12 protein-coding genes are annotated in these 15,651 nt (G+C 67.1%); 8 read left to right on the top strand and 4 right to left on the bottom strand.

The window, feature by feature from the left end; translation table 11 throughout:
- Positions 1–15 precede the first annotated feature (15 nt).
- The 3 genes from KEG38_RS11195 to KEG38_RS11185 all read left to right on the top strand — a co-directional run bounded on the left by KEG38_RS11195 (position 16) and on the right by KEG38_RS11185 (position 3,768).
- Positions 16–1,164, top strand: a complete 1,149-nt coding sequence (locus KEG38_RS11195; RefSeq protein WP_272419326.1) for a thrombospondin type 3 repeat-containing protein — start codon at positions 16–18, stop codon at positions 1,162–1,164.
- A gap of 509 nt (positions 1,165–1,673) precedes the next feature.
- Complete coding sequence (locus tag KEG38_RS11190; RefSeq protein WP_272419325.1) at positions 1,674–2,510, top strand: thrombospondin type 3 repeat-containing protein; 837 nt, start codon at positions 1,674–1,676, stop codon at positions 2,508–2,510.
- 379 nt (positions 2,511–2,889) lie between these two features.
- Positions 2,890–3,768 carry a thrombospondin type 3 repeat-containing protein gene (locus KEG38_RS11185; protein WP_272419324.1) on the top strand — a complete coding sequence of 293 codons (879 nt, stop codon included), beginning with the start codon at positions 2,890–2,892 and terminating at the stop codon, positions 3,766–3,768.
- 60 nt (positions 3,769–3,828) lie between these two features.
- On the opposite strand, the gene KEG38_RS11180 is transcribed toward KEG38_RS11185, so the two are convergent.
- The 4 genes from KEG38_RS11180 to KEG38_RS11165 all read right to left on the bottom strand — a co-directional run bounded on the left by KEG38_RS11180 (position 3,829) and on the right by KEG38_RS11165 (position 7,945).
- Complete coding sequence (locus KEG38_RS11180; RefSeq protein ID WP_272419323.1) at positions 3,829–4,248, bottom strand: NUDIX domain-containing protein; 420 nt, start codon at positions 4,246–4,248, stop codon at positions 3,829–3,831.
- A gap of 16 nt (positions 4,249–4,264) precedes the next feature.
- Positions 4,265–4,849 (bottom strand): hypothetical protein, encoded by a 585-nt coding sequence (locus KEG38_RS11175; protein WP_272419322.1) that lies wholly within the window; start codon positions 4,847–4,849, stop codon positions 4,265–4,267.
- Between the two features lie 71 nt (positions 4,850–4,920).
- A complete protein-coding gene (locus KEG38_RS11170) occupies positions 4,921–6,819 on the bottom strand; it encodes a PAS domain-containing hybrid sensor histidine kinase/response regulator (protein ID WP_272419320.1) in 1,899 nt (632 codons plus the stop codon).
- Positions 6,809–7,945 carry a hybrid sensor histidine kinase/response regulator gene (locus KEG38_RS11165; protein WP_272419319.1) on the bottom strand — a complete coding sequence of 379 codons (1,137 nt, stop codon included), beginning with the start codon at positions 7,943–7,945 and terminating at the stop codon, positions 6,809–6,811. The genes KEG38_RS11170 and KEG38_RS11165 overlap by 11 nt, the downstream gene beginning before the upstream one ends.
- A 283-nt stretch (positions 7,946–8,228) precedes the next feature.
- Between KEG38_RS11165 and KEG38_RS11160 the strand changes: the two genes are divergently transcribed.
- The 5 genes from KEG38_RS11160 to KEG38_RS11140 all read left to right on the top strand — a co-directional run bounded on the left by KEG38_RS11160 (position 8,229) and on the right by KEG38_RS11140 (position 15,641).
- Positions 8,229–9,368, top strand: a complete 1,140-nt coding sequence (locus KEG38_RS11160; protein ID WP_272419318.1) for a right-handed parallel beta-helix repeat-containing protein — start codon at positions 8,229–8,231, stop codon at positions 9,366–9,368.
- Positions 9,369–9,480: 112 nt separating this feature from the next.
- Positions 9,481–9,984, top strand: coding sequence for a deoxycytidylate deaminase (locus KEG38_RS11155; RefSeq protein ID WP_272419317.1), 504 nt, complete (start codon positions 9,481–9,483; stop codon positions 9,982–9,984).
- 44 nt (positions 9,985–10,028) lie between these two features.
- Positions 10,029–11,258: a hypothetical protein gene (locus KEG38_RS11150; protein ID WP_272419316.1), complete on the top strand. Its 1,230-nt coding sequence runs from the start codon at positions 10,029–10,031 to the stop codon at positions 11,256–11,258.
- Between the two features lie 41 nt (positions 11,259–11,299).
- On the top strand, positions 11,300–14,047 hold the full coding sequence (locus KEG38_RS11145) for a WD40 repeat domain-containing protein (protein ID WP_272419315.1): 2,748 nt from the start codon (positions 11,300–11,302) through the stop codon (positions 14,045–14,047).
- Positions 14,048–14,135: 88 nt separating this feature from the next.
- Complete coding sequence (locus tag KEG38_RS11140) at positions 14,136–15,641, top strand: SWIM zinc finger family protein (protein ID WP_272419314.1); 1,506 nt, start codon at positions 14,136–14,138, stop codon at positions 15,639–15,641.
- Positions 15,642–15,651: the final 10 nt, after the last annotated feature.

Raw genomic sequence — 15,651 nt, 5'->3', positions numbered from 1 at the left:
CGAGGGATACTTTCCATGAATCCAAGGAATGGCTTCAAGTATGCGACGGGCCTCGTCTCGGTGATGATCCTCGCCGGCTGCATGGATTTCGGCCACGGCGAGGACGTGGAGACTTCCCGGGACAACCTCGTCGCGCCGCCCGTGACTTGCCCCGATCGCGATTTCGATGGAATCTGCGACGGCGTCGACAACTGTCCCGATCACGAGAACCCGGATCAGAAGGACAGCGACGGCAACGGCGTCGGCGACGTCTGCGATTGTCCGGACATCGATGGCGATTTCATCTGCAACGCCGTCGACAACTGCCCCGCCTGGAAAAACCCCGACCAGAAGGACACCGACGGCGACGGCATTGGTGACGTCTGCGACGCGGCGTGTCCCGACATTGACGGCGATAAGATCTGCAACGAGGACGACAACTGCCCGGCGTGGGGCAATCCCGACCAGAAGGACACCGACGGCGACGGCATTGGTGACGTCTGCGAATGCGCCGACGCCGACAAGGACACGATTTGCGACCCGGACGACAACTGCCCCCACCACGCGAATCTGGGCCAGGAAGACGTGGACCACGACGGCCTCGGCGACGCCTGTGACGCCTGCGCCGACGCGGACGTCGATTCCCTCTGCGACTACCAGGACAACTGCCCGGGCGTCTTCAACCCCGATCAACTCGACAGCGATGGCGACGGGCTCGGCGACGCCTGCGACGCGCCTCCGCCGCCGCCTCCGCCTCCGCCGCCGCCTCCGCCTCCGCCGCCTCCACCGCCGCCCCCGCCTCCTTGCTCGGACATCGACGACGACGGCATCTGCGACCTCGAGGACGCTTGCCCGGAGAACCCGAGCCCCACGTGCGAATGCGTCGACAAGGACCGGGACTACATCTGCGACCAGGACGACTTCTGCAAGTTCACGGTCATCCCGGAGGTGTCCGTGCCGGCCATCTCGCTCTGGTACAACCGCTATGCTCTCGTCGACGGCGACCCCATCTTCGACACGGGCGGCATGAAGGGCCAGCCGGCGCCGCGCATTTACACGCTCGAGGACACGCGCGGCTGTTCCTGCGAGCAGATCATTCAGGCGCTCGGCCTCGGCCAGGGGATGATCAACCACGGCTGCAGCATCACCACGATGGAATTCTGGATTTCCCAAGTGAACAAGTAATCGCTGCAATGCCCCGTGCGCTCGCCTGGTCACTCCAGTGACCACCGCCCGCTCCATATCGCGGGCCCCCTTCCCGATCCTCCAGACAATCACCAAAGCAACGGGAAAAACCCCGGCGTTCCCGACGACCGCGGCTTTTCGCCGACGGAGCGGGTTCGTCGCGACTTTGCGCTCTGGTTCGGGTGATCCGTCAATCCAGCGGCGTGTTCCCTCCTCGCCCTGGCCTCCCGATTTCTCCTTGATGACCGCCGATCCGTGGTGAATAGTGCGGCACGAATTCGGCGCGGGAGCGGTGCTCCTGATTGTTCCGGCCTCCGTGCGGGTGGGGAAAGCCGCGCATGGAGGGGGTTCTGCCGCCACCGTCCCCACGCGTCGTGCGTTCCGCCCATGAGCATCGGGGGGAACAGCGCAATGGCGATTTCGAGGGTCGAGCGAACGCCTTCATCCGAAGCGAGGCGCCGGGCTCGGCCATGAGCGTTCCTGTACGAACAAGAGGGGTGTGTCTCAACATGAAACGAACCAATGGCTTCCACTACGTGACTGCTTTCTTCGCCACGCTCGTCGCCGTAGGCTGCATGGATTCTTCGCGTCGCGAGGACGAAATCGTCGAGACCGCGGAGGAGCAGCTCATCGCAGGTTGCGCGGACAACGACAATGACGGCGTCTGCAACTCCGATGACAACTGCCGGAACGACTACAATGAGGATCAGGCGGACGCCGACAACGACGGCGTCGGCAACGCCTGCGACAACTGTCGGAACACGGCGAACTCCGGCCAGGCGGACGACGACAACGATGGCGTCGGGAACGCGTGTGAAATCGTCTCCTGCGCAGACTCGGATAAAGACGGCGTATGCAATAACGTCGACAACTGTCCCAACGACCCGAACCCCGGGCAGGGGGACAAGGATGGCGACGGCAGAGGCGACGTCTGCGACAACTGTCCGAACGACCCGAACCCCGGTCAAACGGATTCGGACGGCGACGGCAAGGGGGACGCGTGCGACGTTGTCGGCGGCGGCGGCAGCGGTCCCTGCAAGGACGAAGACCACGACACGATCTGCAACGACGACGACAGATGTGACAACACGGACAAGGAGCTCGACACGGCGCCCGGCGGCCTCAAGCCGAATCACGCCATCTTCACGGGGAAGAACGGTACGGCATTCGACGTCGGCAAGCTGGGGAACGGCGACGACTCCAAGTTCTCGTTCACCTTGGAGGACACCGCTGGGTGTACCTGCAAGCAGATCCGCGATGAGCTCGGCATCAACGGCAAAGGCCTCGACAAATTCGGCTGCCCCCCCGGCGTCATGCAGCACTGGATCAATCTCGTGAACAAGTGATTCGCCGATAACGCGGCCACCGCCTCCGCCGACAAACTGCCGCCACGGCGAGCGGTCGCCCTCATCGTCCCGCGATTCGACGAATCAATGGGAATCGTCCAGCGTCCCCCTCCAGGAAATCCCTCCATCGAGAAGGGCTTCCCCTCCCTCGCCTTCACCTCTCGAATTCACCTTGATGGTCACCCCGTCGTGGTGAATAGTGTCCGCACGAATTCGACGCGGGTCGGGTCCTTCACGATGCCCGGCCCTCGTGTGGGCAACGAATGCCGCACACGGAGGGGTTTTGCCGTCACCGGACCTGCGCTGCGCGTCTGTCCCGTGCGTCGGGGCAAACAGCGCACTTGCATGTCGATTTCGCACAAAGAGGGGTGTGTTTCGCATGAAACGAAAGAATGCCTTCTACTCCTTGACCGCCGTCTTGACGACGCTCATCGCAGTGGGCTGCATGGAAGCCGCGACCCCCGAGGACGAGGAGCAGGAGCTCGGGACGACCGAGGGTCGTCTGGATTGCGTGGACGCCGACTACGATTACGTGTGCGATGCTTACGACAACTGCCCTTCCAAGGCGAACCCTTACCAGGAAGACGCCGATTACGACAAGGTCGGCGACGTCTGCGACAACTGCAAGGACAAGCCGAACCCTTACCAGGAAGACGCCGATTACGACAAGGTCGGCGACGTCTGCGACAACTGCAAGGACAAGCCGAACCCCTACCAGGAAGACGCTGATTACGACAAGGTCGGCGACGTCTGCGACAACTGCAAGGACAAGCCGAACCCCTACCAGGAAGACGCTGATTACGACAAGGTCGGCGACGTCTGCGACAACTGCAAGGACAAGCCGAACTCCTACCAGGAAGACGCTGATTACGACAAGGTCGGCGACGTCTGCGACAACTGCGTCTACGTGGCGAACCCCGCCCAGAAGGACGCAGACTACGACGGCATGGGGAACGCCTGCGAGTACGATTGCACGGGCGACAGCGATTACGACGGCGTCTGCGACAACGTCGACGAGTGCAAGTACTCGACGTACGACGATGCCACCGAGGGCCTGAACCCGAATCACTCCATCTGGGAAGGCGGCGCGTCGTTCACGGTCGGCGAGTCGAAGAGCCCCAAGCTCTCCTTCACCATGAAGGACACCGCTGGCTGCTCCTGCACGCAGATCATCCAGGAGCTCAGCCTCGGCGCCGGCCACAAGAAGCACGGCTGCAGCCCGAGCGCCATGAAGGACTGGATCCAGTCCGTGTACTGACGCTCCCCCCTTTCCACCGAACCGACGCGCGGGGCGCGCAATCGCCGCCCCGCGCGCCTTTCACCCGCGCGCCCGCGCCGCGAGCGCGATCCGCCCGAGCTGGGCCACGTTCGGCGGCCCGCCGACGTCGTTGAAATGCGTCACCCAGCGCCACTCCTCGAATTCGTCGTTCGGCTGCACGACGTCGGTGTCCACATCGGCGACGAACACGAAATTGAGGTGAATCCCCTTGCTCCCGGCCGGGTGCTCCTCGTACCCGATGAACCCGGGCGGCGTCCCGTCGATATCGCTCACCACGGGGAACCGACCGACGAGCCCCGTCTCTTCCCGCAGCTCGCGCGCGGCCGCTTCGAGCGGCGACTCGTCCGGCAGCATCTCCCCGCCCGGCGGCAGCCAGATGCCGAGCCGCCGATGACGAATCAAGAGAATGCGCCCTTCATATCGCGGATACACGGCAACGGAAAATGCGCGGCGGGTCATCGTTTCGTCCTCCCCTTCACTTTCCGTGCACGACCGTCGCGGCGCAATGCCCTTCGAGCACGGGTTTTCCCCCGGAGAGCGCTCGCTCGACGCACGCCTTCACCTTGGGGCTCCCTGCCGCCTGCACATCGGTCACCTTCCCGCCGCGCGCCTTCCACACCACGCGCGTCTCCGTCCCGGCCGGCGCGCATGCGTCGAGCGCCTTTTTTTGCGGCGACATCCACGCCGTCACCAGCACCGCCCCGAGCAGCGCCATTCCGCCGCCCTCGGTCTTGCACTGAATGTCCTTCGCCATGAGCCCGTCCGCCTCGAGCTGCCCGATCGACAGATTCGCGCCCGGCACGTCCGACGCCGCCGTCGCGGGTTTGTCCTCGCTCGTCGCGGACGGCTTGGGGCTCTTCGTGTCCTCGCTCGCCGCAGGACCCTCCCCGGGCTCCGGCCCGTGATCGGCCTCGGGCGGCGGGGGCGGCGCTTCCTCGCGCTCCGCGGCGCCGCTCGATGGCGGCATCTCCGGCGGCGGGGACGATGCGCTCTCGCCGCCACAGGCGGGGAGCAGGCAAGCAGCGACGACCAAAACGATCCTGGAGGCGCGAATGTTCATGCGTGCGTCCGCAGCCTACCAGCCGGGGCCCTCCTCGGGCCATCCCCTCCTTTTGCCGTGGATCCTCCCGATCACGCCCGCGGCCTCGCCACGAGTTCCGACAGCGCCCCTTCGAGCTCCTCGATCTTCACCGGCTTCGTCAGGTACCGGGAAAAACCCGCCTGCTCGGCGCGCCTGAGATCTCGCTCCATCGCCGACGCGCTCAGCGCGACCACCGGGATCGCGCGTGTCTCGGGCGAGCTCTTCAGGTGCTCGATCGCCTCGAACCCGTTCATCCCGGGCAGGTTGATGTCGAGCACCACGATGTCGGGCCGATGCGCGCGGGCGAGCTCGATCCCGATCTCCGCCGTCGGCGCCGTCAGGAGCTCGAACGACTCCAGCGTCGCGAGCAGCTCCTGCATCAGCGCGAGGTTCGCGGGGTTGTCCTCGATGTAGAGCGCCTTGTATCTGCGCCCCTCGGACGATGCGAGCTCACGGTGCGCGGGCGTGCGCGGCACGGACGACACGCGCTCCTCGGGCGTGATCGCGGCCGCGGGAAACTCCACCCAGAACTCCGAACCTTTGTCCATCGTGCTGTGCACCCCGACCCGACCGCCCATCAGCTCGACGAGCCGCTTCACGATCGCGAGCCCGATCCCCGTCCCCTCGATCGAACCTGTCTCCTGCCCGAGCCGATGGAACGGCTGAAACAGCTCGGCCTGCCGCTCCGCGGGGATCCCGATGCCCGTGTCCGACACCGTCACGCGCACCTCGCCGGACGCCGTCACGCTCGCGACGAACGACACCTGTCCGCCCGCGCGGTTGTACTTGATCGCGTTCGATCCGAGGTTCAGGAGGATCTGGGAAAACCTCGTCCGATCCACGCAGATCTGCGGCAGATCGGGCGGCAGCGGCATGAGCGCGAGCGTCACGCCGCGGCTCTGCGCCATCGGGTCGAGCGTCACGGACACCTCGCGCAGCACCGCCTCGACGTCCACGGGCTCGACCGAGATCGGCACGTGACCGGATTCGATCCGCGCGAGATCGAGCACCTCGTCGATCAGCCGCAAGAGATGCTCGCCGCCGCGCAGCACGTGCTTCAGGTACCCGAGCTGCCGCGCCGTGAGCTGTGGGCTCTTGTCGCGCCCGAGGAGCTGCGCGAAGCCCAGGATCGCGTTGAGCGGCGTGCGCAGCTCGTGGCTCATCGACGACAAGAACTCGCTCTTCGCCTTGTTCGCCGCGTCGGCGATGCGCTTCGCCTCGGCGAGCTCGGACTCGGCGCGTTTCCTCGCCGAGAGGTCGAGGATGACCGCGCGGCTGCGCACGAAGCGCCCCGAGGCGTCCTTGATCGCCGTCGAGCTCAGCAGCCCCGGGAACGTCGAGCCGTCCTTGCGCCGGAACGTGAACTCGATGTCCCGCGCCGAGCCGCGCTCCTTGAACACCGGAAACGCCTCGAGGAACAGCGCGTACGACTCGCTCGTGATCACGTCCTTGAACGAGAGCACGCCCTCGACCTCGTCCCGCGTGTACCCCATCCACGTGAGCCACGTCGTGTTCACCCTCAGGATGCGCCCGCCCTCGTCGAGCGACTGCAGCGCATACGGCGCCTGCTCGTAAAAACTCGCGGCGTCGCGCAGATCGCCCTCCAGATGCGCCGCCCGCGAGACCGGCGTCGCGGTCGCGACGAACCGGAGCTCGCCGGCCTCGTCACGCACGGGGAACACCGCGCCACGAAGCCACGAAAGGCCTCCGCTCGGATCCTTGCGCGCGATGGCCCCGGTCCACGTCCCGCCGGCGCGCAGCGTCGGCCAGAGCTCGTCCATCATGCCGCCTTCCCCGGCGAACAGCGCTTCGAGCGACTCTCCGACGAGCGCGTTGCTCATCACCTCGGACGAACGTTCGCTCGCGTAGAGCACCACGCCGCGCGCGTCCGCGACGAGCAGTACCGCGCTCTGCCGGAGCACGCGGGCGAGCAGCGCGTCAACGTCCATGAGGCAACTGGAAGCAGAAGACCGTGCCTTGCGCGGAAGGATCGATCCAGATCGACCCGCCGTGCGCCTCCACCGCGAGCCGACAGAACGCGAGCCCGAGCCCACGACCCAGGCGCGAATCGCTCGCCGTATGCGCGTCGAGCTGCACGTACCGATCGAAGATCCGCTCGCGCATCGACTCCGGAATCCCTGGCCCCGTATCGGCCACACGCACGACCACGAACGGCCCCTCGCCGGCTGACACGTCGATCGAGACCGGCGCGCCGCGCGGCGCGTAGCGGAGCGCGTTGTCGATCAGGTTCTCGAAGACGCGGCGCACGAGATCGGCATCGGCCTCGATCGCGGGCAGCCCACTCGCCACCTGCACGAGGATCCGCTGGTCGCGCTCGGCGGCTCGCACGCCGGCCGCGTTCGCCACCGCGACGGCCATCGCACCGACGTCGACGGAGCTCCGGCGCAGAGCGAGCTTGCCGTCGTCGGCCTTGCCGATATCGAGCAGGTTCAGCACGAGCCGCTTCATCATCTGCACCTCGCGCATGATCCACACCGCGCTCTCCTTCGCGTCCTCGGACAGCGACGCGTCGCGCGTGAGAAGCTGCGCGTGCAGCTCGATCGAGCTCACGGGGTTCTTGAGGTCGTGCACGACGAACGACACGAGCTGCTCCTTCTGGAGCTGCAGCCGCACGAGGTCGTCGCGTTGCTTTCGGATCACGCGGAAGTGATCGTGCAGCTCCACGCTGAGCCGCCGGATGCGGAGCAGCGTCTGCACGCGCGAGAGCAGCTCCGCGGGGCGCACCGGCTTCGTGAGAAAATCGTCGGCGCCGGCGCGGCTCGCGCGGTCGAACGTCTCGAGGTCTCGGAGGGCCGTCAAAAACACGACGGGCGTCTCCGTCCCGCGCGGCAGGGCGCGCAGCCGCGCGCACGTCGCGAACCCGTCGAGCCCGGGCATACGTATGTCGAGCAGCACGAGATCGGGCGCTTCGCGGACGAACACTTCGAGCGCCTGCTCCCCCGTCGTCGCGATCACGACATCGTAGCCCTCGAGGCGCAGCGTCTCCTCGGCCAGGACGCGGTTCGGCTCGTTGTCGTCCACGACGAGCACTTTCGGGGGCGGCGGCTCATGCATGTATCGAAAAATACGCACGGGTCCGGGGTCCGGGTCAAGCGAGCATTCATTGGATCATGCACACGAAGCATCCGTCCATGGTGCAGGAATATGCCAGGATCAGCCTTGTGTCCCGCGTCTCCGAATGCGCGTCCTTCCCCGGCGCGCTTGCCAAACGGCAAACCATCCAATGCCTCACGGCCGGCAATCGCCGCGCGCGGCCTGCGACGAGCACGCTTCTGCTCGATGCAAAGTGGTTCCCGCCTGCCACGCCTCCAGGTAAGCTCTTCGCTGGAGAACCTTCATGATTGTTAAAAACTTGCGCACTTCCTCGCCGTTCCGTTCGTTCCTTTCGGGCTCGGGTGTCCTCTCCTTGGCGGCCGTCTTGATCGCGCTCCCCGTCGTTTCCGCGTGTGGAGACGGCTCGAGTGGGCCAGGCGGCGCGGGTGCCGCCGGGGGTTCGGGCGGCGCGGGCGGCACCGGCGGCACGGGCGGCGCGGGTGGCGCGGGCGGCGCGGGCGGCGGCCCGCCGGCCGATCCTTGTGACTGGCCGCATGACACCGAGGTCAACGTCGCCGACGCGGCGGCTTTGACGGACGCGCTCTCCAAGGCCGCGCCCGGCCAGCTCATCCGCCTCGCGGCGGGCACCTATGCCGATACGTTCGACCTGGAGATGGTGAGCGGCACCGCGGACAAACCCATCATCGTATGCGGCCCGCGCGACGCGATCCTCGACACGAGCGCCATGCCCGCGAACACCGGCCTGCGCTTGCTCCAGGTGAATTACTGGGTCGTCTCGGGCATCACGATCACGGGCGGCCGCAAGGGCATTTACGTCGACGGATCGAGCGACAACATCCTCTCGAACCTCTTCGTGCACGACGTCGGCGAAATGGCCATTCAGCTTCGCAATGGGGCCAGCCGCAACACGATCGAGTACTCCGAGATCACGAACACGGGCCTCGCCGTGCCGGATTCGGCCGAGGGCATTTACGTGGGCAGCGACGACAGCGCCTGGCCGTCTCCGGACATGCCGGATGCCTGCGACGGCACGAAGATCCTCTCGAACAAGTTCGGCCCCGGCATCAAAACCGAGCACGTCGACCTGAAGGAAGGCACGCAGGGCGGCGAGGTCCGTGGAAATACCTTCAATGGCGAGGGCCTCACGGCCGACGGCTCGGAGGACGCGTGGGTGGCCGTCACGGGCAACAAGTACCTCTTCGCGGAAAACACCGGCGACAAGACCCCGAAGGACGGCTTCGTCGTGCGCCAGGCGACGATGGGCTGGGGCAACGACAACGTCTTCGAGAAGAACACGGCCAATGGCATCACCAACCCGAACCTCGGCATCAACGTCGGCCCCGGTACGACGGGCACGATCGTGAAATGCGACAACAAGGTCACCGGCACGGGCATGCTTTCGAACGTCGAATGCACGAATTGAGGCGCGCGGCGCCCATTTCGACGCCCCTCTCGGGCCCGGCTCGCTGGATCGCTCGCGGCGGGATCGTCCTTGCGCCGATCGAGCGGGCCGGGTAAAACCCTCGCCTCCCGTCATGAAGGCGAAACACCTGCGCATCCGGATCGAGCAATGCTTGGCCCTCGCCAAGGCGTCGAACTGCCCCCGCCGCAAGTTCGGCGCCCTCCTGCTCGACCCCGACCGCAACGTCATCCTCATGGACGGCTACAACGGCGGCCCCCGCGGCGGCGGCGACCTCTGCGGGGGCGACGTCTGCCTGCGGGACACCATGCAGATCCCGAGCGGCACGCGCATGGAGGTCGGCTGTCATCACGCCGAGATGAACGTCGTCTGCAACGCGGCCGCGAGCGGCGTGGCCACGCGGGGCGCGTGGATCATCGTCACGGGCGAGCCGTGTATCCTGTGCGCCAAGCTCATCCACCACGCGGGCATCACGAAGGTCATCGTGGTGGCCGAGGGATATGCGGGCGAAAACGGCGTGGAGTATTTGACCCGGCACGGCATCCTCGTGGAAACGACGGAAGGCCCGAAAGATCCGCGCCTCTTGGGCGTCGCGGGGAACGAGGGCGGCCCCGCTTGACGGGCCGTTGACGACCGTACGGCCCGGGCTCTATCGTTTCCTCGATGGTCCCGGACGACTTCGACAAGGCCGCCGCCGACGCCAAAATCGCGACGATCGAGCGCCTGCTCGCGGGCCACACCGATCGGACCGAAGAGGCCCGGATCCTCGACCTCCTCCGCGGCGCCCGCCCCCGCGAGCTCGACCATCTCCTCGGGCGCCTGCCGCTCAAACGGCTCTTTTCCAGCATCGACGACCGCGTCGTTGGTCCGGACAACCGCACCCCCCTTTTCCGACTTCTCTGCGAAGAGCGGCTCGCCGATCTCTCCATCCCCACGCGCGCCGCACTCGTCTTCGCGCTCCAGCGGGGCCGTACGGGCAGCGCCGACGAAGCAGCCATCGGAACCATCCTCCTCGGCACCCGCGGCGCGGAGCTCACCGCGCTGAAAAACGCCATCGACGACGGCGGCGATTACCGCGATCTCCAGCAACTCATCTATCGCGACCTCGACGACGACCTCCTCCGCGAGCGGCTCCTCGAGCATTTCCGCGTCGCCGCCGTACCGCGCGCCGATTTGAAGGTCCTCTCGGACATCGACGACACGCTGTACCCGAACTGGAAAGACACTCGTTATCCCCGCACGAAAGAGCCGCGCCCCTACCCCGGCGTGCGCGCCTTCTACCACGAGCTCGACCTCGCCTTCGCCCCGCAGGACGGTCTCGGCGACCTCACGTTCCTCACGGCCCGCCCCGGCGACCGCGCCGGCCTCGGCGAAGGCATCACGCGCAAGCACCTCACCGCGCTCGGCCTCCCTTATGCCAAGGTCCTCACCGGCGATTTCGGCCACATCGCCACGCACGACCTCATGGCCGACAAGAAATACGGGAGCTTCATCGAATACCGCAAGCTCTTCCCCGAATACACGTTCGTCTTCTGCGGCGACAGCGGCCAGGGCGACGCCATCGCCGGCGCCCGCATGATGGAGCACCCCGGCGGCGGCATGCGCGCCGTATTCATTCACGACGTCGTGAACACGAATGCCGAAGGCCGCGCGGCGTGGCGCGCGAAGGGCGTCGCCTTCAATGACACCTACATCGGCCACGCGCTCGACGCGCACCTCGTCGGCCTCCTCAGCCTCGCCGCGCTCCGCCGCGTCGCCGACGCCGCACTCCGGGATCTCCGCGACGTCCCCTTTGACGACCTCACCCAGCGCGAGGCCCGCTGGACCGAATTCCGCCGCGACATCGAGCGCGTGAACGTGCTCTTGTCGGAGGACACGCGCCTCTCCCTCTAGCCGCATTGCGAGCCGCGGATCCGACGTGATACCGTCCACGCATGTTTGCCCGCTCGCTCCGTTTCCTTGGGGTTCTTCCTGCCGCACCCCTCCTCGGGCTCCTCGCCTGCGGAAGCGCGCCGCCGCAACCCCCGCCCGCGCCGCCATCGCCCGTCGCCAAGCCCGCCCCGAGCCCGCCGCCTCCGGCGAACCCTTGCGAGGTCGCGGACGCGCTGCGAAAGAAGGTCCCCGCGCTGCTGGGCAAAGGAAAGCTCGACCGCGCTCTGCGCGTGTTCGCGCGCGTGCGTGAGCTCTGCCCGAGCGCGGCCCCGGAGGTGCTGGCCGAGGATCTGGCGACGAGCGCCGAGCTCGCCGTCGAGCTGTACGATTATTCGTACACATACGACCTCACGAACAAGCTGCTCCGCATGCCCGGCGCGAGCGACGCCATGAAAAAACGCGCGGAGTCGGCCCACGCGGCGGCCGAGAAGGGCGACAAGAAGCTCGAGAACCTGCTCGCGCCGAACATCACGAAGGTGACGCTTCCGCTCGTCGAGCAGGCCGACGCGCTCGCGGCCAAGGGCGACGAAGCCTCGCTCCGCGCCGCCCGCGTGGCGTATCTCGGCGCCTTCGCGGCGCACCCGAATGGCCAGGCCCTGCTCGGCGCGGCCCTCGTGACGCGCAGGCTCGGCGACGCGGCCGAGGCCCAGAAGCTCTTCGATCGCGCCTTCGGGCTGCTCTACAAGACCGAACGACGACTGCCCTTGGTCGTCCTGCCAAACCGCGACCTCACGGTGAGCTCGCTCGACTGGTCGAGCGACGGCCGGTTCCTCGCGCTCTCGCAAGGGCCGGCTGGCGGCGACATCGAGGTCTCCCTCTTCGAGGCGGAGACGGGTCGCGAGTATGTTCACCTCTACGTGCCCTGGATCTCGGGGAACGATCCGATCGCTCTGTCGAGCGACGCCAAGCTCCTCGGCGTGAAGACCTCTTCGAATGGTTTTTTCCTGGACCTCTCGTCGCGGCTCCTCGTGCGCGAGCTGCAGAACCTCCCCACCGTCGACGGCACCGCATTTTCTCCCGACCTCATGCGCCTCGTCGCGCTCCAGAACGAGAACTCGTTCATCCACGACGTCAGCGCGCCGTATTCTTCACGGATCCCGATCAAGGGGGGTTTGCCCTACGAGGACGAAGACGAGCCGGCGTGGCCCGTCAGCGCGACGTTCTCGCCGGACGGCAAGACGCTCGCCATTCCCTTCACCGACGACAAGGTCCGCCTCTGGGAAATCGAAAAGCGCCGCGTGACCGCGACCCTCGGGGGGAAAGGTGGGCCGATCTGGCAGACGGCCTTCTCGCGTGATGGGAAGACCTTCGCCGTCGCCACCGACAAGGGCGGCGTGCAGATCTGGGACCCGCGTAGCGGGGCCCTGAAAAAGACGATCCAGGTCGACGCGGAGGACCCCGCCCATACGATCGCCCTCTCGCCGGATGGCTCCCTCCTCGCCGCGGACAACCTCGCCGGCATCTCCGTGTGGGATGCAAAAACCGGGTCTGTCCGGACGAAGCTCGAAGAGATCGTCTATTTCGGCGATGTCGCCTTCTCGCCGGACGGCCGCCGCCTCGCGGTCGACTGCAGTCCCGGCCCGGTCTGCGTGGTCGACGCGACGAGCGGCGCCCTCGTGAAGCGGATCGGCCTGCAGGACCCGGGCATCAGCTCTTTTGCAATCTCCCCCGACGGGAAAACCCTCGCCGCGCTGCCGTGGGACGGCATGCTGCGGATGCTCGACCTCGAAAAGGGAACGCTGCACCGCACCTCGTCGGTCTCCGACGACCAAGGCAACATCGCATTTTCGGGAGACGGCAAGCTCCTCGGCGGGGCTGGCCATGGAATGCGCGTCTGGAACGCGCAGACGGGCGCCACGGTCCGCGCGGAAAAACTCAAAGACCCCGCCCAGGCCTTCGCCCTTTCGCCCGATGGCTCGTGGGCCGCCGTCGACATGGGCGACGCGATCCTCCTCTTCTCGCTCACGACGACGAACGCGCCGGCGCGCCCTCTCCTCGGGCATACGGGCGCGATCCAGGACCTCGCGTTTTCACCCGATGGAAAATACCTCGCCTCCGGATCGAGCGACAAAACCGTGCGACTCTGGGACGTCGCCGCGGGCGCCGAAAAGCTCCGCTTGCCGGGGCACACCGACGCCGTAACCGCGGTCGTGTTCTCCCCCGATGGAAAACTCCTCGCCTCGGGCTCAGAAGACAAGAGCGCGCGGGTATGGGACACGGCGACGGGTGCGTCGCGCCAAACGTTCGCCGACACGAAGCCCGGCACCACGAGGTCCATCGAGGACCTCGCGTTTTCCCCCGACGGAAAGCTTCTCGCCGTGGGCGGGCTCGACAACCCCCTCCGGCTCTGGAACGTCGCGACCGGCGAGGCGCACCTCATGCAAAATCTGACGTCGAACCTCTTTTCGCTGGCCTTCACGCCCGACGGCCAATGGCTCGTCACGGGCTGGAGCGACGGCACGCTGCACTTCCAGAGCCCCACGGGCAAGGGCCCGACCGCCTCGATTCATTTCCTCGACAAAGAGGACGCCGCCCACGTGCTCGACGGCGCAGGCCACGTCGATCTGCTCGGCAAAAACCCCTGCGCCGCCCGCGCCCGCCTCCAGTGCCGCGCCGGCCGCTTCGGAATGCCGTTCGACCTCTGCGAGGAGCGCGCCTTCACGAGCGGCCTGCTCGCCACGATCCTCGCCGGAAAGCCCGCCGGAGACGACCCCGCGCACGAGGACGTTCCCCCGCGTTGCGCCCCCTGAACCGGTTCGTCCTGGCCCGGACTTTTCCTGTCACACCTCTCCAAACTCCCCCTCCCCACGTCGGCGTCCTTCTGGTACGGTCCGATGCATGGCTGTGGTCGTCACCGAGCAATCGATCGCCGAGTGGGCGCCGAACGAGAAGGTGCTCCTCGACGCGAAGTCGCTCTTGCGGAAAGGCGCGCTGAAGAAGCTCGCCAAGAACGACGATGGGACCCTCGCCTTCGGCCACTGCGACGGCTCTGGCAGCTCGCCTTATGCGGTCTCCATGGACCTCGCGACCGGAACGGACAAACCCACCGTCCGCTGCACCTGCCCTTCGCGCCTCTTCCCTTGCAAGCACGGCGTCGCGCTCCTGCTCGCATACGCGCAAAAAGGCGCGCTCTTCCCCGTCGAGGAGCCGCCGAAGGACCTCGTCCAGAAACGCGAAAAGCAGGCCCAGAAAGCCGCCGCCGAAAAGAAGCCGGCCGCGGCGGCCGCGGCCCCGCGCGTCAACAAGACCGCGCTCGCCAAGAAGGCCAAGGAGCAAAGCGACGCCCTCGATACCCTGGAGACGTTCCTCGTCGACCTCGTCTCGGGCGGCCTCGGCGGCCTCTCCGGAAAGAGCATCGAGGCGATCGAGCACCAGGCGAAGCGCATGGCCGACGCGGACATGAAGCGCACGGCCGGTGTGCTCACGCGCCTCGCGTCGTACGTGTCCGGCGAATGGCTCGGCGACGAGGACGACGACGACGCCCCCGGCGTGCGGGACGTGGCGCGGGGCCTCGGCGAGGCGCAGGAGGCGCGCATCGCGTTCACGCTCACGCAACTTTACACCACGGTTCGCCGCGGGAAAAAGGCGCTCGAGGGCAAATTCGTCGAGGAGGGCACGACGCAGAGCGAGGCCGACGCGCAGCTCGAATCGATCCTCGGCAAGGCCTGGCGATTGCCCGAGCTCCGGGAAGCCGGCTACTGGGTCAAGAATCGAAGGTTCTTGGAGCTCGCGCACGAGCGCTCCGACGACGAAATCACCCAGTTTGCCACGGCGATCGGTTTTCTGGTCGACCTCGACGACGGCTCGGTCGTCTGCGAGGTGACCTCGCTCCCGTTTCACACCCTGCCCTTCACGAAGCTCCGGTCCTCGCGCCTGGGCACGCTCGAAATCGCGGACGCTGCGCTGTATCCGGGCGACCTCGTCAATCGCCGCGTCCGCTGGGACGAAAAGACCGAAGGCGTGATCCGCGAGCGGCCGCGCGAGGCGGCCGATTACGAGGCCGTGCACCGTCACGGAAAACCCCTCGACCCGGTGCTGCGGGCGATGCGCAATCAGCTCAAGAACCCGCTTCACCCGCTCGACGCGGTGTTCCTGGTCGCGGCGAAGAAATTCGGCGACGTGGCGGGCGAGCTCGTGGTCGAGGACGAGGCGGGCATGCGGCTCGTCCTCCGCAACATGAACGACGGCAGGCTCCCGAGCACCGACGCGCTCCGCCACGCGGCGGCGGCGTTCGGCCCGGGAACGCTCGCGGTCCGCCTTTATTACGACCTCCTCAGGCGCGCCATCTACGGCGATCCGCTCGCGCTCTTCGTGGGCGACGAACACCTGCGCCTCCGCGCTTGATCGAAGAGGA

This window comes from Polyangium jinanense (assembly GCF_028435265.1).
GTDB lineage: Bacteria > Myxococcota_A > Polyangia > Polyangiales > Polyangiaceae > Polyangium > Polyangium jinanense.
The sequence above is the reverse complement of the archived record's forward strand: the minus strand, read 5'-3'. Positions and strand labels throughout refer to the sequence as shown.

Bases quoted from the DNA above. Each gene is read 5' to 3' on its own strand.
- KEG38_RS11195 (WP_272419326.1), top strand. From the start codon at position 16: ATGAATCCAAGGAATGGCTTCAAGTATGCGACGGGCCTCGTCTCGGTG.
- KEG38_RS11190 (WP_272419325.1), top strand. From the start codon at position 1,674: ATGAAACGAACCAATGGCTTCCACTACGTGACTGCTTTCTTCGCCACG.
- KEG38_RS11185 (WP_272419324.1), top strand. From the start codon at position 2,890: ATGAAACGAAAGAATGCCTTCTACTCCTTGACCGCCGTCTTGACGACG.
- KEG38_RS11180 (WP_272419323.1), bottom strand. From the start codon at position 4,248: ATGACCCGCCGCGCATTTTCCGTTGCCGTGTATCCGCGATATGAAGGG.
- KEG38_RS11175 (WP_272419322.1), bottom strand. From the start codon at position 4,849: ATGAACATTCGCGCCTCCAGGATCGTTTTGGTCGTCGCTGCTTGCCTG.
- KEG38_RS11170 (WP_272419320.1), bottom strand. From the start codon at position 6,819: ATGGACGTTGACGCGCTGCTCGCCCGCGTGCTCCGGCAGAGCGCGGTA.
- KEG38_RS11165 (WP_272419319.1), bottom strand. From the start codon at position 7,945: ATGCATGAGCCGCCGCCCCCGAAAGTGCTCGTCGTGGACGACAACGAG.
- KEG38_RS11160 (WP_272419318.1), top strand. From the start codon at position 8,229: ATGATTGTTAAAAACTTGCGCACTTCCTCGCCGTTCCGTTCGTTCCTT.
- KEG38_RS11155 (WP_272419317.1), top strand. From the start codon at position 9,481: ATGAAGGCGAAACACCTGCGCATCCGGATCGAGCAATGCTTGGCCCTC.
- KEG38_RS11150 (WP_272419316.1), top strand. From the start codon at position 10,029: ATGGTCCCGGACGACTTCGACAAGGCCGCCGCCGACGCCAAAATCGCG.
- KEG38_RS11145 (WP_272419315.1), top strand. From the start codon at position 11,300: ATGTTTGCCCGCTCGCTCCGTTTCCTTGGGGTTCTTCCTGCCGCACCC.
- KEG38_RS11140 (WP_272419314.1), top strand. From the start codon at position 14,136: ATGGCTGTGGTCGTCACCGAGCAATCGATCGCCGAGTGGGCGCCGAAC.